Raw genomic sequence first — 24,541 nt, 5'->3', positions numbered from 1 at the left:
TTTGGTTAGCCTCAGTCTGGGAGTGTCATGTTCGCCGCCGGAATCGACTCCATGGTCCCTGCGTTTGCACGCGAAGGTATCTGGCTCTTCGTCTTCCTGTTTGTGGTCGTTTTCTTCCGCGCGCAGGCGACCTACTGGCTGGCTCGCGGCGCCGCCTCCGGCGCAGTCCTGGCAACAGGACGACAGGGCTTCCTGGGCACCATGGCCCGCTGGTTCGACGGCCCGGTTCCCCGCAAGGGCGCGGCCATGCTGGACAAGTGGGGCATCATCGCCATTCCCCTGTGCTTCCTGACGGTGGGCATCCAGACGGCAATCAACGCGGGCGCGGGCCTCGTGCGCATGCGCTGGAGCACCTACACGATCGCGATGATCCCGGGCTGTGTCCTCTGGGCGTTGCTGTACGGCCTCGGCACGCTCGCGGTCTTCGCTACGGCGATCCGTGCGGTTGCCGGTTCCCCCTGGGGCTGGGCGGGCCTCGCCCTCATCATCGCGCTGATCGCCGCGAAGATCGCGTGGGGCCGCCGTAAGCGCCGCGCGGTCGACGCGGCGCTGGCTACAGACAACGCCTAGGACTGCGCGACACGGTCGACCGCACCGCCGAAACGGCGATCGCGTCCCGCGAACTCCTCCAGGCACCCCCACAGCTCCTCGCGGTCGAACGCGGGCCAGGGGGTGTCGACGAACATCATTTCCGCATACGCCATCTGCCACAGCAGGTAGTTGGACAGGCGCTGCTCCCCCGACGTACGGATCATGAGGTCGACGTCGGGCACGTCAGGCAGGTAGAGGTGGCGCGAGAGCGTCTTTTCGGTGACACCGCGCGGGCTCAGACGCCCCGCCACGACGTCCTCGGCGATGGAGCGCGCGGCGTCCGCCAGCTCGGCTCGACCACCGTAGTTCACGCACATGATCAGGTCGAGAGTCTTGCAGTGTGAGGTCGCCCGATCAGCCTTCTCCAGCGCGTTGATGACGCTCTTCCACAGCTTGGGCCGGCGCCCACTCCACCGCACGTGCACACCCCACTGGGCGAGCTGGTCGGTGCGCCGCGCGAGCACGTCGGAGGCGTAGTTCATGATGAAAGAGACCTCGGCGGGCGAACGTTTCCAGTTTTCGGTGGAGAACGTGTAGACGCTCAGGTAGCGCACACCCGCGTCGATCGCACCGGCGATCGTGTCCATGAGCGCGTACTCCCCCGCCCGATGTCCCTCGGTGCGCGCCAGGCCTCGGCTATTGGCCCAGCGCCCGTTTCCGTCCATGATGAGCGCGACGTGCGCGGGCACCTCACCCTTACGGAAGACGGGCGCCTCGCAGTGCCACTGGCCGGGGCCGAGCAGCGGCGCGGTGGGGTCGTTCGGTGCGCGGTCCATGGGGGTGGGTCGCAGGTCCGTCATGGGTGACTCCTATCGATGACGCTCAGCGAGCGCAGGCGACGTTCCAGATGCCATTGAGTGTACGAGGAGATGAGGCCCGAGGCCTCGGTGCGCGCGTAGGGTTCGCACCGGTCGGCCCGCTCCCAGTCGCCACTGAGCAGCTGACCGAGGAGGGCCACCGTGTCGGGTGCGGGCGAGGAGGCGCCGGGCGGTCGGCAGGTATCGCAGACGGTTCCACCGTCGGGGATCGAGAACGAGGTGTGCGGCCCCTGGGTGCCGCACACGGCGCAGTCGAAGCAGGAGGGCGCCCATCCGGCGAGAGCGAGGGCGCGCAGCGTGTAGGACGTGCGAATGAGGGTCGGGTCGTGACGGCCTCGCGCCAGGGCGTTAAGCGCCCCCAGGAGGAGCAGGTATTGGGAGTGGGTGCCGTCGTGAGCGTCCGTGGTGAGGCGCTCGGCGGTTTCGACGACGACGGTGGCCGCAAGGTAGAGGTCATAGTTGGCGGCGATGGCGTCGCCGTATTGGGCGATTGAGGCGACCTGGGTGAGAGTGTCGAGAGTGCGGCCTCGATGGAGCTGGGCATCAATGACGGAGAAGGGTTCGACGCGCGCGCCGAACTTTGAGGTCGTCTTGCGCACTCCCTTGGCGACGGCGCGCACCTGCCCATGCTCGGCGGTGAGAAGCGTGATGATGCGATCCGCTTCGCCCAGCTTGTGGGTGCGCAGGACGATCGCCTCGTCTCGATAGGACTTCATCACACGAACATTGTGTCACGACCGCGGGACTTGGGAGAGGAGGCCCGGCCCGCATCGCAGGGCGCGAAATCTGTTGTGAAGTGCGCTGTCACATCGATCGACAAGCGCCCCCGCGTGCACTGTCAACAATGTATGAGAAACTGACAGCGTGGTCGGTTACACAGCCGGCAAATGGTTTTCGAGTAGATAGTTTCTTCGTAACTGGATATGGTTTACCCATAACCGTCGAAGGAAGGAAACAAATGGCTCCGCCGATTGATGCCCGCGAAAAGCTTGGCACCGCACTGCGCCAGGCCCTGACGCAGACCCCGCTGTCAAAGATCTCTGTCAGCGCACTGACACGCTCCGCCGGGGTCACCCGTCAAGCGTTCTACTACCACTTCAACTCCCTCAACGACCTCAATGCCTGGGTTTTCCGCGAGGAAGTCACAGCGCACCTGACCACCAGTTCGGGAGAATGGCTCGACGCCATCGAAGCGACCATGACGTGGATGCACGCCCATCGCGACGAGACCGCCGCCGCCATGAAGACCATCGAGGCGAACGACCTGTGGGCGTTCCTGGCCTCCCACATTCAGGAACTCATCGAGTCCCGCCTCCCCGGCTCCGCCTCGGCCACGGCGCGCGACGTCGTCGCTCAGCACTTCGCTCTGGCGACCACCGCCCACATGGCTCAGTGGATGCTCTCCGGCCTGGAGGTCAACCCCTCGCTCGCGATTGCGCGCATGCGAGTGCTCATGACCGACCAGACCACCCCGGCGCTGGGTCGTCTCGCCAAGTAATGCGGTAATTCCCACCAACCGCACGAGGGCAGACACAGCTCACGTCAGGCCCCGGCCTCGTTCCAACGAGACCGGGGCCTGACGCATATCCGCAACACAATCGTGACAACCAATCCCTAGACGCATGACCTGGGCCTCGCTGTACGATTGGTCAGTTCTGTCTAGACAGGCAGTAGGCAGCTCCGCGAATTTGCATGTATAGTTCGCACGTAACCTCATCGTTTCTTGTCGCCGAGGATCACTGATGCCCCACCCCGATGCGAAAGAGCGGCTCGCACGCGCCCTGCGCGAGGCCCTCACGACCGTCCCACTGTCGAAGGTGACGGTTTCCGGAATCACGCGCACCGCCGGCGTGACACGCCAGGCCTTCTACTACCACTTCTCTGACATCCGCGACCTCACCGTGTGGGTCTTCAAGCGCGAGGTCGCCGACCAGATCATCGCCAACACCACCTACGATGACTGGTCCGATGGCCTGCTCGCCATGTTCGTGTGGATGCAAAACCACCCCGAAGAGACCCGTTCCGTCGTCTCCTCCATCGGCATGGAGGACCTGCAGATTTTCCTCCACAAGCAGCTGCGAGCCGTCATGGAACCCATCGTCGATCAGCACAGCATCGATCTGCAGGTCACCGAAGACGATCGAGTGTTCGTCACCGACCACTTCACCCTCGCCATTCTCGGCCACACCTCTCAGTGGCTCGCAACCGGCATGAGCACCGACCCCTACATCCTCACCGAGCGCATCGCCCGCGTCCTCGACGGCCAGGTGCGCCGATCCCTTGAGGCCCTGGCGGCCAACCCGATCCCGGCCGCCCAGCGCACCTGATGACACGACGAACCCCGGCCTCGTTTCTCCATCAACGAGGCCGGGGTTCGCCTTATCTGTCTGCGAGCGCTTAGCGCAGGGCTCGGTTAACCGCCGAGATGACGGCCTTGTAGGACGCGCGCGTGATCGAGGAGTCGATGCCGACGCCCCACACGATCTGACCGTCAACCGCGGCCTCCACGTAGGCGGCGGCTCGGGCGTCGCGCCCCTGGCTCATCGCGTGCTCGGAGTAGTCGAGGATGCGCACATCGAGATCGAACTCGTGCAGCGCCGAGACGAAGGCGTCGATCGGGCCCGTACCCGTTGCCTGCACCTTCACGGTCTCGCCGCCGTCCGTGAGCGTCGCGTTGAGCTCGACGTGTTCATCGTCGATCGACGAGACCTGCGAGGCGCGCAGATCGAAGCGACCCCACGGCTCCAGACCGGGAGCGGCACTCGTGGGCAGGTACTCGTCCGCGAAGATCTGCCACAGCGTGGCCGCATTGATCTCGCCGCCGTAGGTGTCGGTGTGGCGCTGGACGATGCGAGAGAACTCCACCTGCAGGCGACGCGGCAGCTCCAGGGCGTGCGCCGTCGACATGAGGTAGGCGACGCCACCCTTGCCGGACTGCGAGTTCACGCGCACCACGGCCTCGTACGAGCGGCCCACGTCGTGCGGGTCGATCGGCAGGTAGGGCAGCTCCCACACGACCGCTTCCTCGTCGCCGCCGGCCGCGTCAACCTTAGCCTTGCGGGCGGTGAAGCCCTTCTTGATCGCGTCCTGGTGGGAACCGGAGAAGCTCGTGTAAACGAGGTCGCCGACGTAGGGGGCGCGCGGGGACGTCTCCATCTGCGTGCAGTACTCGACCGTACGGCGAATCGCGTCCACGTCGGAGAAGTCGATGCCCGGATCGATACCCTGGCTGAACAGGTTCAGGCCCAGCGTCAGCAGGTCGACGTTGCCGGTGCGCTCGCCCTGGCCCAGCAGGCAACCCTCGATACGGTCCGCGCCGGCCAGCAGCGCCAGCTCGGCCGTCGCCACGCCCGTGCCGCGGTCATTGTGCGGGTGCACGGACAGCGCCACGTACTCGCGGCGGCTCAGGTTGCGGCTCATCCACTCGATCTGATCAGCGAACACGTTCGGGGTCGCACGCTCGACCGTGGACGGCAGGTTCAGGACAATCTCGCGTCCCTCGCCCGGCTCCCAGACGTCCATGATGGACTCGCACGCCTCGAGGGCGAAATCGAGCTCGGTGTCGACGAAGATCTCGGGCGAGTACTCGAATCCGAAGATCGTCTCATCGCCCAGGCGCTTCTCAGCCTGCGCAATAATCTCGCGCGCACCGGACTGGGCGAGCTCGATCGTCTGCGCCTTATCAGCGTGGAAGACGACCTCGCGGAACACGGGGGCCGTCGCATTGTAGAGGTGCACCGTCGCGCGCGGGAAGCCCACCATGGCCTCGACCGTGCGCTCGATCAGCTCGGGGCGCGACTGGGTGAGCACCGAGATCGTCACATCTTCGGGCACCGCGTCGTCCTCGATCAGGGAGCGCACGAAGTCGTAGTCCGTCTGCGAGGCCGCGGGGAAACCAATCTCGATCTCCTTATAACCCAGCTTAATGAGCAGGTCGAACATGCGGCGCTTGCGAGCAGGATCCATCGGCTCGATGAGGGCCTGGTTGCCATCGCGCAGGTCGGTGGACATCCAGCGCGGCGCCTTCGTGATGCGCTTGGAGGGCCACTGGCGATCCGGCAGGTCGATCGGATTCGTATCGAGGAACGGCCGATACTTACGAATCGGCATGCGCGAACCGGAGGGGACGGGAACAGCGGATGTAGTCTTCACGCTTCGTAGTCTATCGACGAGGCCCCGCCCGCGAGCAGACGCTGCGCATACTGGACGTGAGATGCGGCGCGCTCCCCCATCCAGAATTGACAAAGAAAAACGCTCAAAAATGTGTACGCCTCAGCGTTCATATGTCATGATAATTGGGTCCAATGTCCCACACACTGACGCGCGGAGCAGCCATGACTTCTCTCTTGTTAGCCCAATCCTTTACCCCGTCGACGACGGCAGTCGCGGGGAATGTCTTCCTGACAGCCGTCGTCGGGCTCCTTCCGCTCGTCGTCTTCTTCGTCCTCATGGGCGTCTTCAAGGTCGCCACCCACTGGTGCTCGCTCATTTCCCTCGTGCTGTCCCTGGGCATCGCGGTGTTCGCCTTCAAGATGCCCGTCGGTATGGCGCTCCTGTCCGGCACGCAGGGCGCCGCGATGGGCTTCATGCCGATCATCTACATCATCATCGCGGCCGTGTGGCTCTACAACCTCACCGAGAAGTCGGGCCGCAGCTCTGACCTGAAGGCCGTCTTTAATACGATCGGCCGCGGCGACCAGCGCGCCCAGGCCCTCATCGTCGCTTGGTGCTTCTGCGGCCTGCTCGAGGGCCTGGCCGGCTTCGGCGCCCCCGTGGCCATCACCTGCGCCATGCTAGTGACCCTCGGCGTCCCGAAGATCAAGGCTGCTGTCGTCACCGTCGTCGGCAACGCCATCAACGTGGGCTTTGGTGCCATGGCGATCCCCACGACCACCGCGGGTAAGCTCGGCGGCGCAGAGCCCGTTGTCGTCGCCGGCGACATGGGCCACCTGACCTGGATCTTCTGTCTGTTCATCCCGGTCCTAATGCTGTTCATCCTCGACGGTAGCCGCGGCGTGCGCCAGCTCTGGCCCCTCGCCCTCGTTGCCGGCCTTGCTGCCGGTGCGGGCCACTTCTTCACCCCATCGGTCTCCTACGAGCTAACCGCCGTCGTCGCCTCACTCCTGGGCTTCGCGGCCTGCTACGTCTTCCTGCTGGTCTGGGGCCCGACGACCCCTGCGGAGTGCGCAACCGAGGCCGACGAGGCCGACAAGCCCACCGGCTCGCGCATCGGCCTGGCCCTGCTGCCCTACGTCCTCGTCGTCGTCATCATCGCGATCACGAAGCTGGCCAAGCCGGTCGCTGCCTTCTTCTCCTCGACAGACGTGAAGATCCCGTGGCCCGGCATCTACGGCAACCTGCTGACCGCCGACGGTTCCCCCTCGACCGCCGCCAACTACAACCTGCAGATCCTGTCCAACCCCGGCACCTGGATCTTCGTCACCGGCATCATCGTCGCCATCGTCTACGGCACGAACTCCTCGAACGGACGCTTCCAGACCTCCGTGGGTGAGATGTTCGCGGTCCTGCCGCGCACCATCTACTCGCTGCGCATGGCCATCCTGACGATCGCCTCCGTCATGGCCCTCGCCTTCGTCATGAACTTCTCCGGCCAGACCACCTCGATCGGCGCCGCGCTGGCGACGACGGGCGCGGCCTTCGCGTTCCTCTCCCCCATCCTGGGCTGGATCGGCACGGCCGTCGCAGGCTCCGCGACCTCGGCGGGCGCGCTCTTCGCAAACCTGCAGTCGACCGCCGCAGCCGGCGCGGGCCTCGACCCGTCGATCCTGCTGGCCGCCAACACAATCGGCGGCGGTATCGGCAAGATCGTTTCCCCGCAGAACCTCGCGATCGCCGCGACCGCGGTGGATTCGAAGGGCTCCGACGCGGAAATCCTCAAGAAGGCCGCCCCCTACTCGATCGGCCTGCTCCTCGTGCTGTGCACCCTGGTGTTCATCGCATCCCAGGGCTGGCTCGGCGCCTACATGCCGCACTGATCGCCGGCGGATGGGCTCGGGAGGTCCCGGGAAGCAAGTTGCTTCCCGGGACCTCCCCCTTGTAGGCTCCTAACAGAAGTACGGACAAAGGAGACGACAGTGCCGGACTTGAGTTTTTCGAGCGACGCCTTACGCACGGCGGCTCAGTACCTCGACGGGTCATCATCCACCACAGAGGTCACGCCCCCCGCGGGAGATCCGTGCAGCCGCATCTACGCACAGCGGATCAGCGAGCCTATCCAGGTCATCAATGAGGAACAAAAGAGCATCCAGAAAGCGATGAAGAAGACCCGCGCAAACATGCTCAAGACGCTCCATTCCTTCGAAGCCATGGAACGCGACATCTCCGACTCGATTGCCTCCGTCCTGAAGGGGGACATTTCGTGGTAACGAAAACGGAACTCTACGCACTCGATTTGTCCAGCTTCACGGACACGATTGCCAGGTGCGATTTGGTACTTCGCGAGGATCAGGCGAAGTTGGACGATATTGCGCACGCAAAAGAGCTCATTACACAGACGATGCAGGGCCAGAGCGCCGACGCGCTCCTCGCCAATCTGCAGAAGATTGAAAGCCAGATCAACACTCACATCGCGCTGGTTGAAGAGTTACAGACTGTCGTTACGACATATCGCACGAACAAGACGAGCCTTCAGGGCGACGTTATTACGCTGGTAGAGCAGATCGAGCTCCATGGTTTCGTCGTCACTGACACGTGGGGTGTTCGACCGCTCCGAAACCGCCTGCTGTTTGCAAGCCCCAAGGACATCGGACGACTCTTCATCCTGGCGACTCAGTATCGAAACATCCTGGCCCCGCGGGTCTCGGCCTTCGAGCAGTACGATTTGCAGGCTGCAATCACGGCCGGACCGGGAGCGACGCCTTACACGACATGGGGCGGCTATTCGACCGTCGAGCCCGATCGCACCCAGAAATGGGACGAAGATTTCGTCTGGGGGTCAAAGAAGGGGCAAGCCAACGCCGGAGATTATGCCCTCTGGGAGGCGGGACAGAGCGGCCTCGGCGGCGCATATAGCCTCGGCATGACCGACGCAGCGAGGTGCTACGCGCATTTCCGCGACAACACCGGCACGCCCATGTCTGTCGATTACGAGAGAGCGTACAAGGAGGACGCAGGTATCCGTAACCACGTCAACGGAGAACTCAATGGTGCGCTGGCAGCGGCGAACGAGGCGGCTTTGGCCGGCCAGTCCGGCGTCACGCTCCATGGACCCCAGACCAGTCTCGGCGCAACCGGAAATTATCCGGAGACAGCGAACTGGAGATGGACACTCGGCGGCCACAACACCTACACCGACACCGACGTTCAGGTCAACGGGGACACGATCACCGCGACCGTGACCGTTCATGCGCGGGACAAGTGGAACTTCAACAGGGGCGATCACGACTCAATTACAGGCCTCGGCGATGATGTCAACGGCCGTTTCGAGGAACTCGGATGGGCCAAAAGCTTCGAGACCAGTGGGAGCATGACCAAGACATACACCTGGAAGGTCGGCCAACAACCACCTTTTCAGCCGGTCTACGACAATAACGGTCGCCGATAAAGAAAACAGGAACGAGAAAGGAGGCCGCAGCCCATGGTGAGTTTCCGTCAGCTCATGTCAGCGGAGATGCTCGACGAACTGCTGCCGACCCACGAGTTTTTTCGCGTCATTGACCGTCGCGTCATTTTAAAGTCCGAGTCGGATCTTCCACTTCCATCGGATAGGTTCATGGTGATCTGCGTTGAGGTGAACCAGGAGTGGAGTGACCTCCTCGTCGACAATTGCACCGGCGAATACACGGGTGATCTGTGGCTTCCCGAGGCCCTTGAACACCTCGCAGGCCAGCGCTGGATGACCGGTCCCGACCTGCCGACCTATCTCGGCATTAGCAGCTACCCGACCCGCGTCGCGGTCTGCGGACAGTATGTGTATGTCTGCGCGCACATCGGGGTGTGACGGGTGAAGTCCATACGTCAACTCATCCTCCCGATCCTCGTCGCGGTGGCTCTCACGGCAGCGTGCAACCCCTTCGCACACAAGACGGCTCCTCAGTACCCGAAGGATCCGCGTTTCTCTGAGTTCGTCTTCGACTTTAATGAAGAACCTAAGATCCAAACGCGCGTCGATTCACTTAACCTCCGTTGGCCGGGGCTGGCAGCTTCTGAAGCCCACATCACGGTCGAATACTCTCGTTCGGGTTTTGGTATTCCGCAGACGGAACCAGAGTTTTGGATCACCGCTGTCGCGACCGTCCCGGACGAGACAATCACTCAGCTGGTTGACAACAACATCGGCGACACCTCTCTCTTGCCCGGGATCTACCCCGGTCTCTATGAATACGTCCCTCAGGACTGCCAGTTCACAACCATCGACGCCAAATTTGCCGACGATCGCCTCGGGATAGACATCGATAAGGCCACGAAAGGCTTCACCCCAATCCCAATCACCGGTTTTGCGGTGTCAAAGAACTGTCATCTGGTCGTGATGACAGCGCTCGGGCATGAGTACACTCCCCCTTCGTATCCTGGCCAATCCCAGTGAGCAGTTGCATGGTCGTAACTGCCAAGACACGCTCTCAAGCACCGCGTTGACGCCCCTCACCCCGGTCTCGTCAATGACAGTCCAAAGGACCAGCCAAGGAAAGCCATGAAGCTCCCCCTCAAGACCATCGTGCCCCTACTCGCGGTCGCGGCTCTCGCCACCGCGTGCAACCCGTTCGCGCAGGGTAATTCCCGCTCGAACGGCTTGCAGGACCCACGCTTCGCCCCGTTTACCTACACGAGCGACCGTAAGACGAAGGTGCAGACACGCCTCGACTCGTTCAACGAGCGTTGGCCGGGAATGCAAGCAACCAACGGCAACGTGGTCGCCGCTCGCACCCATTCGGGAATCCTCCACTCCCTCGAGCAGGATCCCGAATACTGGTTGACCGGAGTCGCCACCGTCCCCACCACGACGATCGACACCCTCATGGAAGGAGCAACCGGGGACGCGAGCGTTCTGCCCGGAATCAATCCGCGGCTCCACAAGTTCGTGCCCGAGAACTGCCACTTCTCGACGATCAACCCCGATCACGCCAACGCCATTCTCCCACCCGAGAAAGGCAAGGGAAATAAGGATTTCAGAACCCTGCCCATCAGCGCTATAGCGGTGTCCAAGGACTGCCAGCTGCTCGTCCTCACAGCGATCGGCCGCCCCTAATTCCCCCACCGACCAGCGACCGAAAGACGCTCATGAAGCTCGCACTCAAGACCATCGTGCCCCTACTCGCGGTCGTGGCGCTCGCTGCCGCGTGCAACCCGTTCGCACACAAGTCTTCGGCTCCTCAGTACCCGAAGGATCCACGCTTTGCGGAGTTCGTCTTCCAAAGCGATAAGGAGCCGACCATCAAGGATCAGACGGACTCCGTGAACCTACGTTGGCCAAACATGGAGGCAAGCGAAGCGCACCTCACCATCGCTTATTCCAGCCAAACAGGCTTCCTTCCCGACAAGGACCCCGAATTCTGGCTCACCGCCGTTGCCGCTGTCCCCGATGAGACGATCCAGCTCCTCGCGGAGGGCGCAGCCACCGACACGCTCCTGCCCGGCATCTATCCCGATCTCTACGAGTACGTGCCGCAGGGATGCCAGTTCACCACGATCGACCCGGAGTTCGCGGATAAGGCCCTCGCGCCGGATAAAGAGAAGATCCCACACGATTTCGGTCCCATGGACATCCAAGCGCTGGCCATGTCGGAAGATTGTCACCTTCTCGTGTTCACCGCCCTCGGCTACTCCTGAGCCCCAGGGACCTCCCACTCGTCCTCTCCACCGCGCCCCAACCTCGTCCATTTTCGAGGCCGGGCGACCTCTTGTGCACACGAAACCATCGCAAAACTGAAAAACGAAAACTCACCCTGAGCTAAGTCGCGCCTCGAAGGTCCTAAAACGCCCAATGAGAGGCCAATTTTCGTTGATTACGTGTGGCGATTTTTCCGCACGAAAAAGCCAAAAAATCACACCCACCTATCTTGTCTGAACAAAAACGGCCGCTGGGACCTCGGACCCAGTCATAACCTGGGCTGGACAGCACCCACGAGGAAGGATCCCCCAGTGCGCATCGCTCTCTTTTCCACCTGCCTGGCAGACGTCATGTTCCCCCAGGCTGCCCAGGCCACAGTGACCCTGCTTGAACGCCTCGGCCACGAGGTTGTCTTCCCTGAAGACCAGGTCTGCTGCGGCCAGATGCACGCAAACACCGGCTACTTCGAAGACGCCGCGAAGATTACCCGCAACCACGTCAAGACCTTCGAGCCCGTGCTCGACGGCCAGTGGGACGCTATCGTCGTCCCCTCCGGCTCCTGCACCGGTGCAGCGCGCCACGAGCAGAAGATCGTCGCCGAGCACGTGGGCGACGAGCATCTCGCGAAGCAATCCCAGCGTATCGCTGAGCACACCTACGACCTCACCGAGCTCATCACCGACGTTCTGGGCCTCGAGGACGTGGGCGCGTACTTCCCCCACACCGTCACGTACCACCCGACCTGCCACTCGCTGCGTATCGCCAAGGTCGGCGACCGCCCCTACCGCCTCCTGCGCGCCGTCGAGGGACTGACTCTCGTCGACCTGCCCGACGCCGAGGTCTGCTGCGGTTTCGGTGGCACCTTCTCCATGAAGAACTCTGAGACCTCCACGTCGATGCTCGCGGACAAGGTCACCAACGTCATGTCCACGCGCGCTGAGGTCCTCGTCATGGGCGACTACTCCTGCCTCATGCACGTCGGCGGCGGCCTCTCCCGACTCAACTCGGGCATCCGCCCGATGCACCTCGCCGAGATCCTGGCATCCACCAAGGATCAGCCCTTCGAGGGCAACATCTCCTTCGCACCCGAAAGCGCACAGGTGATCTGATATGTCTGAAACGTTCATCGGCATGCCCGGCGTGGTCTCTGACGACTCAAACGCCCAGGCACACACCGGCGGCTGGCGCACCACCGTCTCCATCCCTGAGGACACCCTCCGCTGGGGCCCCACCTTCCCGGAAGGCGCCCACAAGACGCTGGCCAACACCCAGATGCGCCGCAACCTGGGTCACGCCACCCGTACGATCCGCACCAAGCGCGGACAGCGCGTCGCGGAGATGCCGGACTGGGAGGATCTGCGTAACGCCGCCGAGGCCGTCAAGTTCGAGGTCGAGTCCCGCATGCCCGAGCTCCTCGAAGAGTTCGAGCGCAACGTGACCGCCCGCGGCGGCATCGTCCACTGGGCGCGCGACAAGCACGAGGCCAACCGCATCGTCGCGGACATCATCAAGTCCAAGGGCGTTGACGAGGTCGTCAAGGTCAAGTCCATGGCCACCCAGGAGACCAACCTCAACGAGTACCTGAAGGACCAGGGCATCCACGCTCGCGAGACCGACCTCGCCGAGATGATCGTCCAGCTGGCCGACGACATGCCCAGCCACATCGTGGTCCCCGCGATCCACCGCAACCGTTCCGAGGTCCGCGGTATCTTCCTGGATCGCATGGAGGACGCGCCCCGCGACCTCTCCGACGACCCGACCGAGCTGACTGCCGCCGCACGCTCCCACCTGCGCAAGAAGTTCCTGCACGCCAAGGTCGCCGTCTCCGGCACCAACATGGGCATCGCGGAAACCGGCACCGTCTCGATCTTCGAGTCCGAGGGCAACGGCCGCATGTGCCTGACCCTGCCCGACACGCTCATCACCCTGATGGGCATCGAGAAGCTGGTTCCTCGCTTCCAGGACATCGAGATCTTCTCCCAGCTCCTGCCCCGCTCCGCCACCGGCGAGCGCATGAACCCCTACACCTCCATGTGGACGGGCGTCACCCCCGGCGACGGCCCCCAGGAATTCCACCTGATCCTTATGGACAACGGCCGCACCAAGGTCCTCAGTGACCCGATCGGCCGCCAGGCACTCGCCTGCATCCGCTGCGGCTCGTGCATGAACATCTGCCCGGTGTACCAGCACACCTCCGGCCACGCCTACGGCTCCGTTTACCCGGGCCCCATCGGCGCGATCCTGACCCCGCAGCTCACCCAGGGCCTCGACGAGCACGATCCCGTGCACACCCTGCCCTTCGCGTCCTCCCTGTGCGGCGCCTGCGGCGAGGTCTGCCCCGTCAAGATCGACATCCCGACGATCCTCATCCACATGCGTGCACGCACGGTTGACGTCAAGCGCAACCTCGTGCCGGACGTGTGGGACCTCGCGATGGGCGTGACCACCCCGGTCATGTCGAACGCAAAGCTGTGGAAGGCTGCGAACGTGCCGACCAAGGCGACGCGCCTCTTCGCGAAGAAGGGCGCCATTGGCGCACTGCCCTTCCCGGCCTCGCTGTGGACCCGCGCGCGCGACCTGCCGGTCGCTCCCAAGGAGACCTTCCGTCAGTGGTGGAAGCGCACTCACAAGGATTCCGACGCCAACGCGCCTCGCACCGACGCCCCCGCGAAGGGCGTCCCGCTCGCTTCCGAGCACGGCATGACCACCAACACGACCCCGAAGGAGGCGTGACATGAGCACCACCATGGATGCAAAGACCGCGATCCTCGCGCGAGCACGCGACGCCATCTCTCGTTCCCAGCAGGGCCGTCCGGTGCGCCCGATCCCCCGCGACTACATTCGATCCACCGAGCACGCGCCCGGTTCGGACGCGGTCATCGAGGAAATGATCGAGACGCTCGAGGACTACTCCGCGCAGGTCGTCGTGGTCTCCGAGGAGTCCGAGGTCGCCGACGCGATCTCGAAGTTCCTGGCCGACCAGAAGGCCACCTCCGTCGTGGTCCCCACCGGCCTGGACGAAGCCTTCAAGAAGGCCGCCGCCCGCGACGGCCGCACGGTGCGCGAGGATAGCCGCGAGCAGGCGATCCCGACGCTGGAGCTGGACGAGATCGACGCCGTCGTCACGCGTTGCCGCGTCGCGATCTCCCTGTCCGGCACCATCGTCCTCGACGGTGAGCCCGACCAGGGTCGCCGCGCGATTTCGCTCGTGCCCGACACCCACGTCGTCGTCCTCAAGGCCTCCGACATCGTTCCCACGGTGCCCCAGGCCGTCGAGATCCTCGGCAAGAACCCGACCCGTCCGATGACCTGGATCGCCGGCGGTTCGGCGACCTCCGACATCGAGCTGGTCCGCGTCAACGGCGTGCACGGCCCCCGCTTCCTGCGAGTCGTCATCGTCAAGTGACCTGATCACGACGCAGTAGTGCCCGGCTGCCTCACGGCAGCCGGGCACCATGCTTATCTGGGCCAAGACCCATCTGATGTTTCCCTGCGACAGAGTCTCAGCGCAGGTAGCGTCCCGTCACCGAGGCCTCGCTGTCCACGATATCGCTCGGAGTGCCCTGCGCGACGATACGACCACCTTCGATGCCACCGCCCGGGCCCATATCAATGACCCAGTCAGCGCAACGGATCAGGTCCAGGTCGTGCTCGATGACGATGACCGTCGCTCCGCGCTCAATGAGGTGCTGGAGCACGTTCAGGAGGACCTGCACATCATCCGGGTGCAGGCCGATCGTCGGCTCGTCGAAGATGAAGAGAGTGCCCTCCTGGCGCCTACCCATTTCGGAGGCAAGCTTGAGGCGCTGGGCCTCGCCACCAGAGAGGGCGGGAGTGGCTTCCCCCAGCGTCAGGTATCCCAGGCCGAGGCCGGCCAGAGTCTCCAGGATCGTTCCGGCTTTCTTTAGCCCACGCACGGCCACCCGGGCCTCGTCGACACTCATCGCCATGATGTCGGGCAGGCTCAGCCCATCGCGGCGGATCTGCGACGCCTGCGCGCCGTAGCGGCTCCCTCGACAATCCGTGCACTCAATGTCCACGTCGGGCAAAAATTGCACATCCAGGGTGATCTGCCCAGTACCGTCGCACGTGGGGCATCGAAGCGAACCCGTGTTGTACGAGAATGCACCGGGCTTCAACCCGGCAGCCTGCGCCTCCTCGGTACGCGCAAACGCCCGGCGCAGCTCATCCAAGACACCGGAGTACGTGGCCACGGTCGAGCGCACGTTCACTCCGATCGGCGTCGCGTCGATCAGGTTCACCCGTGAGATACCGGCGGCGTCCACGTTGCGCACGTGAGCGGGTAAAGGCTCACCGGCAAGGCGCGCACGCAGCGCGGGAACCAGCGACTCAAGGACAAGTGTCGTCTTACCCGACCCACTGACGCCCGTGACGGCCGTCAACGAACCCAGCGGAATATCAACACTCAGGGGCCGCACCGTGTGGATCTGGTTAGTCTCTAGGTGAAGCGCACCGCGTCCATCGATATCCGCGCCCTGATCTAACTCCCCCGCTGCACGCTCAACCCGACGGACCCCAGCCATGTACGGGCCGATGCGGGACGCGGGGGCGTGGGAGGCCTCGTTGATGGAGCCCTGGAAGATGACGCGACCACCGTCCGCTCCCGCTCCGGGTCCGATCTCGATCAGGTGATCCGCGGCTGCGAGGACACGCGTGTCATGGTCGACGACGACAGCGGAATTCCCGTCGGCGAGGAGTTCCCGGATGATCGCCAGGACGCCGTCGACGTTGGAGGGGTGTAGGCCAATGGTCGGCTCGTCCAGCACGTAGAGGACCCCGGTCGTCCGGTTACGTAAGGCACGGGCGAGCTGCACGCGCTGGCGCTCACCGTTGGACAACGTCGAGGACGCGCGGTCGAGGGACAGGTAGGACAGGCCGAGCTGCACGAGGCGATCCATCGGTTCGGTCATTTCCTCGACGATGACGCGGGCCATGGGAGCTACCTCATCCGGAACGAGGCCGGGGACGCGCTGGACCCACTCGCGCAGCTCGGTGAGCGTGAGGCGCGAGGCCTCGCCCAGGTCGATGCCATCGATCAGCGTGGAGCGTACACGTTCCCCCAGGCGCGTGCCGTCGCACGCGGGGCATGTGCGGGTGATGAGGTATTTTTCCACGCGGGCGAGGGCCTTCTCATCTTTCGCCTTCGACAAGGCGTTTTCGACCGTGGCGAACGCGTTGAAGTAGGTGAAGTCCAGCTCCGTGCCACCGGTCTTGGTGGCGACGACGATGTGACGTTTCTCGGCGGGCCCCTCGTAGACGATTGCTTTTTCGGCGTCGGTCAGGTCCCGGAAGGGCACGTTCGTACGCACGCCCATTTCGCGGGCGACGTCCTTCATGAGCTTCCACATGAGGGATCCCCACGGGGAAACCGCGCCCTCGTCAATAGTGAGGGATTCATCGGGCACGAGGGAGGCTCGGTTGACGACGCGCTGGACGCCCGTCCCCTCACACACCGGGCACGCACCGCCCGAGTTAAATGCCATCTCCTCCGCACCGAGGCCGTAGAAGGACTCCTCGCACTGCGGGCACGTGAGAGGCACTTCTAGGGCCACGTTGCGCGAGGGTGGGACGCGGTGCCCATTGGGGCACAGATAGGAGCCAACGCGTGAGAACAGCAGGCGCAGGTGGTTGAGAAGCTCCGTCGCCGTACCGAAGGTGGAGCGCACGTCGGGTACACCTGGGCGCTGGCGCAGCGCGAGCGCGGCGGGCACGTGCTCAACCTCGTCGACCGAGGCCTTGGCAGCCTGGGAGATACGCCGACGCGTGTAGGTCGCCAGGGACTCCAGGTAACGCCGCGATCCCTCTGCATAGAGCGTGCCCAGGGCCAGGGAGGATTTGCCCGACCCGGACACGCCCGCGACCGCGACGAATTCGTTCAAGGGAACGTCGACGTCCACGTTCTTCAAGTTGTGGACGCGGGCGCCACGTACACGGATGACGCTGGGCATGTCAGAACCCCAACCTTCCCAGCATCTTCGGGTCGGACTGCCAGTCCTTCGCGGTGCGCACGTGCAGGTCGAGGTACACGCGGCGGCCCAGCAGCTCCTCAATGTGCGCGCGGGCCTGGGTGCCGATCTGCTTGAGGCGGCTTCCCTTGCGGCCGATGATGATGGCCTTCTGGGAGTCGCGCTCAACGTAGACGTTCACATGAATGTCGAGCATGGGCGGGCGGTCGTCGCCCTCGCGGCGCGGCCTCTCGATGATCTCCTCGACCTGGACGGCCAGGGAGTGGGGCAGCTCGTCGCGCACGCCCTCCAGGGCGGCCTCGCGGATAAACTCGGCGATCAGGGTGTCACGGGACTCGTCGGTGACGTCACCCTCGGGGTACAGCGGCGGCGACAGCGGCACAGTCTGCGCGAGCACCTCGCGCAGGTGGTCGATGCCCTTGCCCTCCACGGAGGAGACCGGCACAATGGCGGCCCACTCCCCCAGCTTCTCAATGGACAACAGGTGCTTCATGACACGCTCGCGCGGCACGGCGTCGCACTTGGTCGCCACAGCAATGATGGGTCGCTTGATGCCGCGCAGCTCACGTGCGATGAACTGGTCGCCGGGGCCGATGCGCTGGTCGGCGGGCAGGCAGAAGAGCACGACGTCAACCTCGGAGAGGGCCTCGCGCACCATGTCGTTGAGTCGCTTGCCCAGCAGCGTGCGTGGGCGGTGGTATCCGGGGGTGTCCACGAGCACCAGCTGGTAGTTATCCCCGTGCACGATGCCGCGAATGTTATGGCGCGTAGTCTCGGGACGGCCCGAGGTGATCGCAATCTTGTGCCCGACCAGCGCGTTCGTCAGGGTCGACTTACCGACGTTGGGGCGCCCGACGATCGAGATGAAGCCGGCGCGGAAGTCCTCCGGGAAGTCCGGCATCTCGATGGTCGCGGCCGCGTCCTCGCGCAGGGAAGCCAGCGAGGTCATCGCCTCGAAGGCATCGAGGTCGGCGTCCTCCTCGTCCTCCAGGCCCTCGAGGTCCTCGTAATCGTCGTCCTCGTCTTCCTCGGAGTCTTCAAAGTCCTCGTCGTCGCCGGGCTGCGCCCCGGCCTCGTCCGCGGTCTCTTCGCCGAGGCCGGCGTCGATCTGCGCGCGAGCGTCGGCTTCCGGGTCGGCGGCGTCGGGGGCAACCTCAATGCGAGCGTCGCCGAAGGCGTTGGGGCCGGCCATGAGTTCGTCGTCGGAGGGGAATCGCATGTCAGTTGTCCTTGTCGTCGGCGGGGTTGAGGTCGGGGGTCAGGAGCTGTGCGTCGGGGTCGAGACGGCAGAGAATCGTGGAGACTTGGCGACGGCGCCCGCGCGCCTCTTCCGCCGTCATTATGACGCCGGCGAGGGTGCCGGTCGCGCCGGGGAGGGGCACCCGCCCAATCGCCTTGGCGAGCAGGCCGCCGACGGAGTCGACGTCCTCGTCTTCGATCTCGCGGTCGAGGAGCTCACCCAGCTCGGAGATCGGGTAGCGTGCGGGGACGCGCCAAACGCCCGGCTCGACTTCCTCGGGTTCGATGGAGTGGCGGTCGTGCTCGTCGGTCAGCTCGCCGACGACTTCCTCAAGGAGATCCTCGAGGGTCACCAGGCCCGCGACGCCGCCGTACTCGTCGATGACGATGGCCATGTGGAAACGCTCGGCCTGCATCTGGCGCAGCATGTCGTCCGCGGGCTTCATTTCGACGGCGAACTCGGCGGGGCGCATCATCTGCTCGGCGCGCATGTCGAGTTGGCCGCCCGTAGCCTCCCAGCGCGACACAAGGTCCTTGAAGTACAGGATGCCGCGGATGTCGTCCACGTCGTCGCCGACGACGGGTACGCGGGAGAAGCCGGAGCGCACGAACAGGCGCAGGGCGGAGGGGGCGGGCGTGTCGGCGTCGATGGTCACCATGTCCGTGCGCGGCACCATGACCTCACGCACGAGCGTGTGCCCGAGGTCGAGGACGGAGCGGACCATGTCGCGGTCCTCTTCCTCGAAGCTCTCGGGTTCGCCGACCTCGTCGACGATCTCGCGCAGGTCGGAGATCAGTTCGGCGCGCACCTGAGCCTCGGTGGGCTCGGGGGCGGGGCGCGAGGAGCGCACGCGGGTCAGCAGCGGGTCGACCATGTGGCTGAGGCGCGCGAGGCGGTCCGCGAACCTGGTGCCTGCCAGGGCAATGCCCTCGGGGTTGCGCGCGCCCCACTGGGCGGGCAGGAAGGATACGAAGAGCAGTTGCAGGGCCGCGATCACCAACACCGCGATGAGGGCGACCGCCCACCACGGCAGGCGTGTATCGACCAGGATGATCGTGCCCATGACCGCGTAGACGACCTGCCAGAAGGTACGGAAGGCGCGCAGCGACAGCAGGGTGCGCTGGCGATGATCGACGAGGCCATAGAGGATGCGCGCGTTCCGGCGCTCTTCCTCGATGAGATCCTCGACGCCGGCCAGGGTCAGGCGCTGGACGGCCTGCTCGACGCTCTGGGCGACAGACGCGAACGCCAGGGCAACGACCGCGAGGACCAGGAGCGCCACGGAGGGCACATCCAGGATCGGCAAGGCCGGGGACGCCTGCAGGGGAAGGATCATCGGGTGGCCAGGAAGGTCAGGAGGAGCTTGCGCTGGAGGGCGAACATGACCTCGCGCTCGGCGTCGGTCGCGTGATCGTAGCCCAGGAGGTGCAGCATGCCGTGCGTGGCCAGGAGGAGCATCTCCTCGGCGGCACTGTGGCCGGACTCGGCGGCCTGGCGGGCGGCAACCTGCGGGCAGATGCAGATATCACCGAGCATGCCGGGGGGCGTGGGGTGATCCGCCGTGCCGGGGCGCAGCTCGTCCATGGGGAAGCTCATGACGTCGGTGGGGCCGGGCAGGTCCAGCCAGCGCACGTGCAGGTCTTCCATCGGCTCGGGCTCGATGAAGATGATGTTGACTTCCGCGTCGGAGCTGACGTGCATCTGGTCGAGCACGTAGTCGGCCAGCGCGGAAAACTCGGCTTCGTTGATCTCGTAGTCGGTCTCGTTGATGACCTCGGTCATGACGTGTACTCCCTGCGTGCGGTGTTGTGGCTGCGTGCGCGTGCGCGACGCGCGGCGTTTCGATCGTCAAAGCGCTGGTAGGCATCAATGATCGCGCCGACCAGCTCGTGGCGCACGACGTCGGCGCTGGTCAGGTGGCAGAACTCGATGTCGTCGATGTCGCCGAGGATGTTTTCGACGACGGACAGACCCGAGGTCTGGCTGCCCGGCAGGTCGATCTGCGAGGCGTCGCCCGTGACGACGACCTTGGAGCCGAAACCCAGGCGGGTGAGGAACATCTTCATCTGGCCGACCGTCGTGTTTTGGGCCTCGTCCAGGATAATGAAGGAGTCGTTGAGGGTGCGTCCGCGCATGTACGCCAGGGGCGCGACCTCGATCGTGCCGGCGGCCATGAGCTTGGGCAGGGCCTCGGGGTCGAGCATGTCCCCCAGCGCGTCGTAGAGGGGACGCAGGTAGGGGTCGATCTTGTCGGTGAGAGAGCCGGGCAGGAAGCCGAGGTTCTCCCCCGCCTCGACGGCTGGGCGGGTCAGGACGATGCGGCGCACCTCGCCGGAAAGGAGTCGGCGCACGGCCTGGGCCATCGCCAGGTAGGTCTTGCCGGTGCCCGCGGGGCCGATGCCGAAGACGACGGTGGCGCGGTCGATGGCGTCCGTGTAGGCCTTCTGGCCGGGGGTCTTGGGGCGGATCGAACGCCCGCGCGCGGAGAGGATCTCTTCCGTGGGTGCATCGCCCGAGGTGAGGCGTCCGAGCAGACCAATGGCCTGCTCGACAGCGGTGGCGTCCAGGGCGGTGCCGCGCCGGGCCATGCCGATGAGTTCTTCGAGGAGGCCCGCGGCCACGTCGATATCTGCCTGGGTGCCGGCCAGCGAGATTTCTCGCCCGGTCACGAGGAAACGGACGTGCGGGAAGCCACGTTCGAGGGCGCGCAGAACCTGGTCTGCGACGCCGAGGACCACGATCGGGTCCATGTCTGCGGGGATGGTGACGCGCCCCGTAGTGTGTGCGAGGGTGGCCGCCGCGAGCGCCGGCGCTGTGTTCTCCGTAGTCATACTGCTTCCATTCTACGCTGGAGCGCCCCTCCACAGGCTTCACGTTGCCCTCTCACGCAGTGACCCCGGACGCATCGGAGCGACGCGGCGGATGGTTCCCGGACGCATCGGAGCGACGCGGCGGATGGTTCCCGGACGCATCGGAGCGACGCGGCGGATGGTTCCCGGATGCATGGATGCCCTGGGTACACGCACAATGAAGCCATGCCCACCCTCGAAGAACTCGTTTCGCACCCGCCGCAGCTGCCGGTCACGCGCGCCTTGGGCGATATCGCGGCGGCGACGCGGCCGGGTGGCTGCGCGGTGATCACGGCGCCTCCGGGCACGGGTAAGACGACGCTACTGCCGCCCGCGGTGGCGGTGGCATTGGCCCAGTACGACGCATCGGCGGGGCGTGTTCTCGTCACGCAGCCGCGCAGGGTGGCCGCGCGGGCTGCCGCTCGCAGGATCGCGCGCCTGCTCGGCGAGGAGGTCGGCGGGCAGGTCGGCTATTCGGTGCGCGGAGATTCGCGCGTCAGCGAGCGTACGCGCGTGGAGATGGTGACGCCGGGCGTGGCGCTGCGTCGCCTGCAGCGTGACCCCGAGCTGCCCGGGGTATCTGCCCTGATCGTCGACGAGTTCCATGAGCGCGACCTGGACACTGACTTGGCGCTGGCATTCGCATTGGATGCCCGCTCGGCGCTGCGCGACGACCTTTTCGTTACACTTACCTCGGCGACGCTCGAGGCCTCGCGAACGGTTGATTTCCTGCGCGCCTCGACGGGCGAGGAGCCCGCGCTCGTTGATATTCCGGGGGATATTTTTCCGCTGGAGCTGCGCTACACTCCCCCGCCGCGCGGCGTCGAGGCCGTGGGTGCGATCGGGAACGAGCGCGTGGGTGTGCGCCGCGAGTACCTGGCGCACGTGGCACGCACGGTCGAGGAGACGGTCGCCGCCACCGAGGGCTCGGTCCTCGTGTTCCTACCGGGCGTGGGCGAGATCGAGACCGTCCGAGGCAACCTGCACCTGGGCAACATCCCGGTCCTGACGCTTCATGGACAGCTCAGCGCCGCCGAGCAGGACCGCGCACTCTCCCCCGCTTCCGGTCGCCGCGTCATCCTCTCCACGTCCATCGCGGAGTCCTCGCTCACGGTTCCCGGCGTGTCCGTCGTCGTGGACGCGGGGCTCGCGCGCGAGCCGCGCTTCGACGCGGGGCGCTCCCTCTCCTCTCTCGTGACCGTTCCCGCGGCGCTCGCCCGACTCGACCAGCGTGCGGGCCGCGCCGCGCGCACCGGCCCGGGCGTCGCCGTGCGCGTCATGGACTCGGTGGATGTGGCCCGCAGGCCCGCGCAGTCGGCGCCGGGCATCGCCACGCAGGACCTGACGGACGCGCGACTCCAGGTCGCCGCGTGGGGCACCCCGGTGGAGGAACTCGCCCTGCTTGACGCTCCACCCGCGGGTACGTGGGAGGCCGCCGGGCAGCGCCTGTCCTCCCTGGGCGCCATCGACGAGGCCGGGGCCGCCACCGCTCTCGGCCGTACGCTGGCGTCGCTGCCGTTGGACCCGCCCTTGGGCAGGGCCCTCCTGGCGTCGAGCGCGATCCTGGGGACGTCAAAGGCGGCGCGTTTCGTTGCCCTCCTGTCGGAGGACCTGCGCGTTCCGGGGGCTGACCTGGGTGCGCTGGAGCGTCGGCTGGGTCGCGGTGGCGCCAGCGATGCGGGAGTCGGGAAGGCGCAGGCGGCGCGGGTGAAGGAGACGCGGGCACGCTTGGAGCGCCTGGCGCAGCGTCTGCCGAATTCCGCGTCGGACGACGCCCTCGCGTCCGTTGTGACTACGCACCAGGAGGCGGGCTCGCGCACGCGCGAGGACGAGCTGGCTCTGACGTGCGCGCTGGCGTACCCGGAGTGGATCGCGCGGCGCCGCCCGGGGTCTGCCGCCTACATTCTGGCGGGCGGCGTGGGTGCCGAGCTGCCGCAGGGCTCTCCCCTTGAGGGGCAGGAGTGGCTGGCTGTTGCTTCGATCGACCGGGCTCCGGCGTCGCGCCACGCGCGTATTCTCGCGGCGGTGCCACTGTCGGAGGAGGACGCCCTGGTGGCCGGCGCGGCACTGCTGGAAACCCGCACACAGGCCTCGATCGACAAGGGGGCCTTGCGTGCGACCCGCACGCGCGCCCTGGGAGCTATCCCCCTCAAGAGCGCCCCGGCCTCGTCCCTGAGCGAAGAGGAGGCGGTCGCGCTGGTGGCGGAGCACCTGGCCGCGCGCGGACTGGGCGATCTGGGCTGGGGGAAGGAGGCCTCGTCCCTGCGCGAGCGCATGCGGGTGCTCCACGAGGTGCTCGGCGATCCGTGGCCGGACGTGTCGGATGAGGCCCTCGCGGGCAGCGCCCACGAGTGGCTCCTCCCCTGGGCGAAGCGCCTCGCACAGGGTGGTTCCTTGAGTAGCGTGTCGGTGCTTGAGGCGCTGCGCTCGATGCTGCCGTGGCCTGACGCTGCACGTCTCGACGAACTGGCGCCAGAGAAGATGCCGATTCCTTCCGGAGGTACGCGGCCCATCGACTGGAGCGGCGCGCACCCGGTGCTGACGCTGCGCGTCCAGCAGGCGTTCGGGTGGACGGACACTCCCCGACTGGTGGATGGGCGCGTTCCCCTGGTGCTGCATCTGACGGATCCGGCGGGGCGCCCCGCTGCTGTTACCTCTGACCTGACGTCGTTTTGGGCGGGGCCGTATCGGGACGTGCGCGCACAGCTACGCGGGCGCTACCCGAAGCATCCGTGGCCCGAGGACCCGCTCAACGCGGAGCCCACGAACCGCGCCAAGCGCCGGGGGTAGCTGTCCGCTCCCCCTGCGCCGGGCGATCAATCGTCCAGTTTGCCGACGATCCCCCGCCCGTCGGGCAGGTTCTTGGACGGCATCTGGTAAGCGTCGAGGTCCGCCATAGCGGGGCGCTCGAGGCCCAGTTCGCGCAACTGCGCGTAGGTCGACATGCGCACGGGACCCAGCTCGGCAACGGGCTGACCTTCCTCAGTGAGCGTGACGACTTCACCGGATGAGGCGCGCGCCAGAGCGGCCCCCACATCCTCTTTGAAATCACCAATTTCTAGAGCCCTCATACCCCTAATCTAAGCATGCCGAAGGGGGTTTGAACGAACGGCACGATCACTATGTGAGCCTTCGTTTCTTTACACCCGCCAAACGAGCGTCATATGGCCGTTTCAACGTGATAATACGCACCCGATGATTGACCACCTGTTGGAATAGATCCAGGCACGGAGCGTTGAGATAGGTAACCCTTTACTACCCAAGGAGAA

Annotated in this window: 24 protein-coding genes; 14 read left to right on the top strand and 10 right to left on the bottom strand. The window is 65.5% G+C overall.

The window, feature by feature from the left end; translation table 11 throughout:
• Positions 1 to 27 precede the first annotated feature (27 nt).
• A complete protein-coding gene (locus FBF35_RS03535; RefSeq protein ID WP_060566713.1) occupies positions 28 to 570 on the top strand; it encodes a hypothetical protein in 543 nt (180 codons plus the stop codon).
• On the opposite strand, the gene FBF35_RS03530 is transcribed toward FBF35_RS03535, so the two are convergent.
• Positions 567 to 1,391 carry an isoprenyl transferase gene (locus FBF35_RS03530; RefSeq protein ID WP_060566711.1) on the bottom strand — a complete coding sequence of 275 codons (825 nt, stop codon included), beginning with the start codon at positions 1,389 to 1,391 and terminating at the stop codon, positions 567 to 569. The two genes, FBF35_RS03535 and FBF35_RS03530, sit on opposite strands and share 4 nt — an antisense overlap.
• Positions 1,388 to 2,125 carry a DNA repair protein RecO gene (gene recO / locus FBF35_RS03525; RefSeq protein ID WP_060566709.1) on the bottom strand — a complete coding sequence of 246 codons (738 nt, stop codon included), beginning with the start codon at positions 2,123 to 2,125 and terminating at the stop codon, positions 1,388 to 1,390. Before recO ends, FBF35_RS03530 begins: the two co-directional genes overlap by 4 nt.
• Positions 2,126 to 2,367: 242 nt before the next feature.
• On the opposite strand from recO, the gene FBF35_RS03520 reads away from it, so the two are divergent.
• Together FBF35_RS03520 and FBF35_RS03515 are read left to right on the top strand one after the other, a co-directional pair.
• Positions 2,368 to 2,907 carry a TetR/AcrR family transcriptional regulator gene (locus FBF35_RS03520; RefSeq protein ID WP_034467160.1) on the top strand — a complete coding sequence of 180 codons (540 nt, stop codon included), beginning with the start codon at positions 2,368 to 2,370 and terminating at the stop codon, positions 2,905 to 2,907.
• Positions 2,908 to 3,151: 244 nt separating this feature from the next.
• Positions 3,152 to 3,736: a TetR/AcrR family transcriptional regulator gene (locus FBF35_RS03515; RefSeq protein ID WP_060566707.1), complete on the top strand. Its 585-nt coding sequence runs from the start codon at positions 3,152 to 3,154 to the stop codon at positions 3,734 to 3,736.
• Positions 3,737 to 3,806: 70 nt separating this feature from the next.
• Here the strand turns inward: FBF35_RS03515 and leuA are convergent, their stop codons facing one another.
• The gene (leuA, locus tag FBF35_RS03510) at positions 3,807 to 5,561 is read right to left on the bottom strand and encodes a 2-isopropylmalate synthase (protein ID WP_060566706.1); all 1,755 of its coding nucleotides are present in this window, start codon (positions 5,559 to 5,561) and stop codon (positions 3,807 to 3,809) included.
• A gap of 182 nt (positions 5,562 to 5,743) precedes the next feature.
• On the opposite strand from leuA, the gene FBF35_RS03505 reads away from it, so the two are divergent.
• The 10 genes from FBF35_RS03505 (at position 5,744) to FBF35_RS03460 (ending at position 14,602) form a co-directional block, all read left to right on the top strand.
• Positions 5,744 to 7,405 (top strand): L-lactate permease, encoded by a 1,662-nt coding sequence (locus FBF35_RS03505; protein ID WP_060567181.1) that lies wholly within the window; start codon positions 5,744 to 5,746, stop codon positions 7,403 to 7,405.
• Positions 7,406 to 7,504: 99 nt separating this feature from the next.
• Entirely contained in the window at positions 7,505 to 7,795 is a 291-nt protein-coding gene (locus FBF35_RS03500; protein WP_060566704.1) for a hypothetical protein, read from the top strand.
• Positions 7,789 to 8,973, top strand: coding sequence for a hypothetical protein (locus tag FBF35_RS03495; protein ID WP_060566702.1), 1,185 nt, complete (start codon positions 7,789 to 7,791; stop codon positions 8,971 to 8,973). The genes FBF35_RS03500 and FBF35_RS03495 overlap by 7 nt, the downstream gene beginning before the upstream one ends.
• A 33-nt stretch (positions 8,974 to 9,006) precedes the next feature.
• Entirely contained in the window at positions 9,007 to 9,369 is a 363-nt protein-coding gene (locus tag FBF35_RS03490) for a hypothetical protein (protein WP_060566699.1), read from the top strand.
• A gap of 3 nt (positions 9,370 to 9,372) precedes the next feature.
• Entirely contained in the window at positions 9,373 to 9,954 is a 582-nt protein-coding gene (locus tag FBF35_RS03485; RefSeq protein WP_060566697.1) for a hypothetical protein, read from the top strand.
• A 105-nt stretch (positions 9,955 to 10,059) separates the two neighbouring features.
• The gene (locus FBF35_RS03480) at positions 10,060 to 10,614 is read left to right on the top strand and encodes a hypothetical protein (RefSeq protein ID WP_060566695.1); all 555 of its coding nucleotides are present in this window, start codon (positions 10,060 to 10,062) and stop codon (positions 10,612 to 10,614) included.
• 32 nt (positions 10,615 to 10,646) lie between these two features.
• Entirely contained in the window at positions 10,647 to 11,195 is a 549-nt protein-coding gene (locus FBF35_RS03475) for a hypothetical protein (RefSeq protein WP_060566692.1), read from the top strand.
• Between the two features lie 312 nt (positions 11,196 to 11,507).
• Complete coding sequence (locus FBF35_RS03470; protein ID WP_007589553.1) at positions 11,508 to 12,305, top strand: (Fe-S)-binding protein; 798 nt, start codon at positions 11,508 to 11,510, stop codon at positions 12,303 to 12,305.
• Position 12,306: 1 nt separating this feature from the next.
• Positions 12,307 to 13,929 (top strand): LutB/LldF family L-lactate oxidation iron-sulfur protein, encoded by a 1,623-nt coding sequence (locus FBF35_RS03465; RefSeq protein WP_060566689.1) that lies wholly within the window; start codon positions 12,307 to 12,309, stop codon positions 13,927 to 13,929.
• A gap of 1 nt (position 13,930) precedes the next feature.
• A complete protein-coding gene (locus tag FBF35_RS03460) occupies positions 13,931 to 14,602 on the top strand; it encodes a lactate utilization protein C (RefSeq protein WP_060566686.1) in 672 nt (223 codons plus the stop codon).
• Positions 14,603 to 14,699: 97 nt separating this feature from the next.
• Here the strand turns inward: FBF35_RS03460 and FBF35_RS03455 are convergent, their stop codons facing one another.
• From FBF35_RS03455 to FBF35_RS10615, 6 genes are read right to left on the bottom strand one after another with little or no spacing between them, the layout of a single operon-like run.
• Positions 14,700 to 17,165, bottom strand: a complete 2,466-nt coding sequence (locus FBF35_RS03455; RefSeq protein WP_060566684.1) for an ATP-binding cassette domain-containing protein — start codon at positions 17,163 to 17,165, stop codon at positions 14,700 to 14,702.
• 1 nt (position 17,166) lies between these two features.
• Positions 17,167 to 18,402 carry a GTPase Era gene (gene era, locus FBF35_RS03450; protein ID WP_060566683.1) on the bottom strand — a complete coding sequence of 412 codons (1,236 nt, stop codon included), beginning with the start codon at positions 18,400 to 18,402 and terminating at the stop codon, positions 17,167 to 17,169.
• A 1-nt stretch (position 18,403) separates the two neighbouring features.
• A complete protein-coding gene (locus FBF35_RS03445; RefSeq protein WP_060566680.1) occupies positions 18,404 to 19,759 on the bottom strand; it encodes a hemolysin family protein in 1,356 nt (451 codons plus the stop codon).
• Positions 19,756 to 20,205, bottom strand: coding sequence for an rRNA maturation RNase YbeY (gene ybeY, locus FBF35_RS03440; protein ID WP_007589511.1), 450 nt, complete (start codon positions 20,203 to 20,205; stop codon positions 19,756 to 19,758). Before ybeY ends, FBF35_RS03445 begins: the two co-directional genes overlap by 4 nt.
• On the bottom strand, positions 20,202 to 21,254 hold the full coding sequence (locus tag FBF35_RS03435; RefSeq protein WP_060566678.1) for a PhoH family protein: 1,053 nt from the start codon (positions 21,252 to 21,254) through the stop codon (positions 20,202 to 20,204). The genes ybeY and FBF35_RS03435 overlap by 4 nt, the downstream gene beginning before the upstream one ends.
• Before the next feature lie 39 nt (positions 21,255 to 21,293).
• Positions 21,294 to 21,428 carry a hypothetical protein gene (locus FBF35_RS10615; protein WP_262337859.1) on the bottom strand — a complete coding sequence of 45 codons (135 nt, stop codon included), beginning with the start codon at positions 21,426 to 21,428 and terminating at the stop codon, positions 21,294 to 21,296.
• Positions 21,429 to 21,458: 30 nt separating this feature from the next.
• Here FBF35_RS10615 and hrpB point away from each other — a divergent pair, with 30 nt between their 5' ends.
• On the top strand, positions 21,459 to 24,062 hold the full coding sequence (hrpB, locus tag FBF35_RS03430) for an ATP-dependent helicase HrpB (RefSeq protein WP_060566676.1): 2,604 nt from the start codon (positions 21,459 to 21,461) through the stop codon (positions 24,060 to 24,062).
• Between the two features lie 26 nt (positions 24,063 to 24,088).
• On the opposite strand, the gene FBF35_RS03425 is transcribed toward hrpB, so the two are convergent.
• Positions 24,089 to 24,343, bottom strand: a complete 255-nt coding sequence (locus FBF35_RS03425; RefSeq protein WP_034467123.1) for a type II toxin-antitoxin system Phd/YefM family antitoxin — start codon at positions 24,341 to 24,343, stop codon at positions 24,089 to 24,091.
• Between the last annotated feature and the right edge of the window lie 198 nt (positions 24,344 to 24,541).

Origin of the sequence: Schaalia odontolytica (assembly GCF_005696695.1) — a bacterium.
In the GTDB taxonomy this organism is placed as follows: domain Bacteria; phylum Actinomycetota; class Actinomycetes; order Actinomycetales; family Actinomycetaceae; genus Pauljensenia; species Pauljensenia odontolytica_C.
The sequence above is the reverse complement of the archived record's forward strand: the minus strand, read 5'-3'. Positions and strand labels throughout refer to the sequence as shown.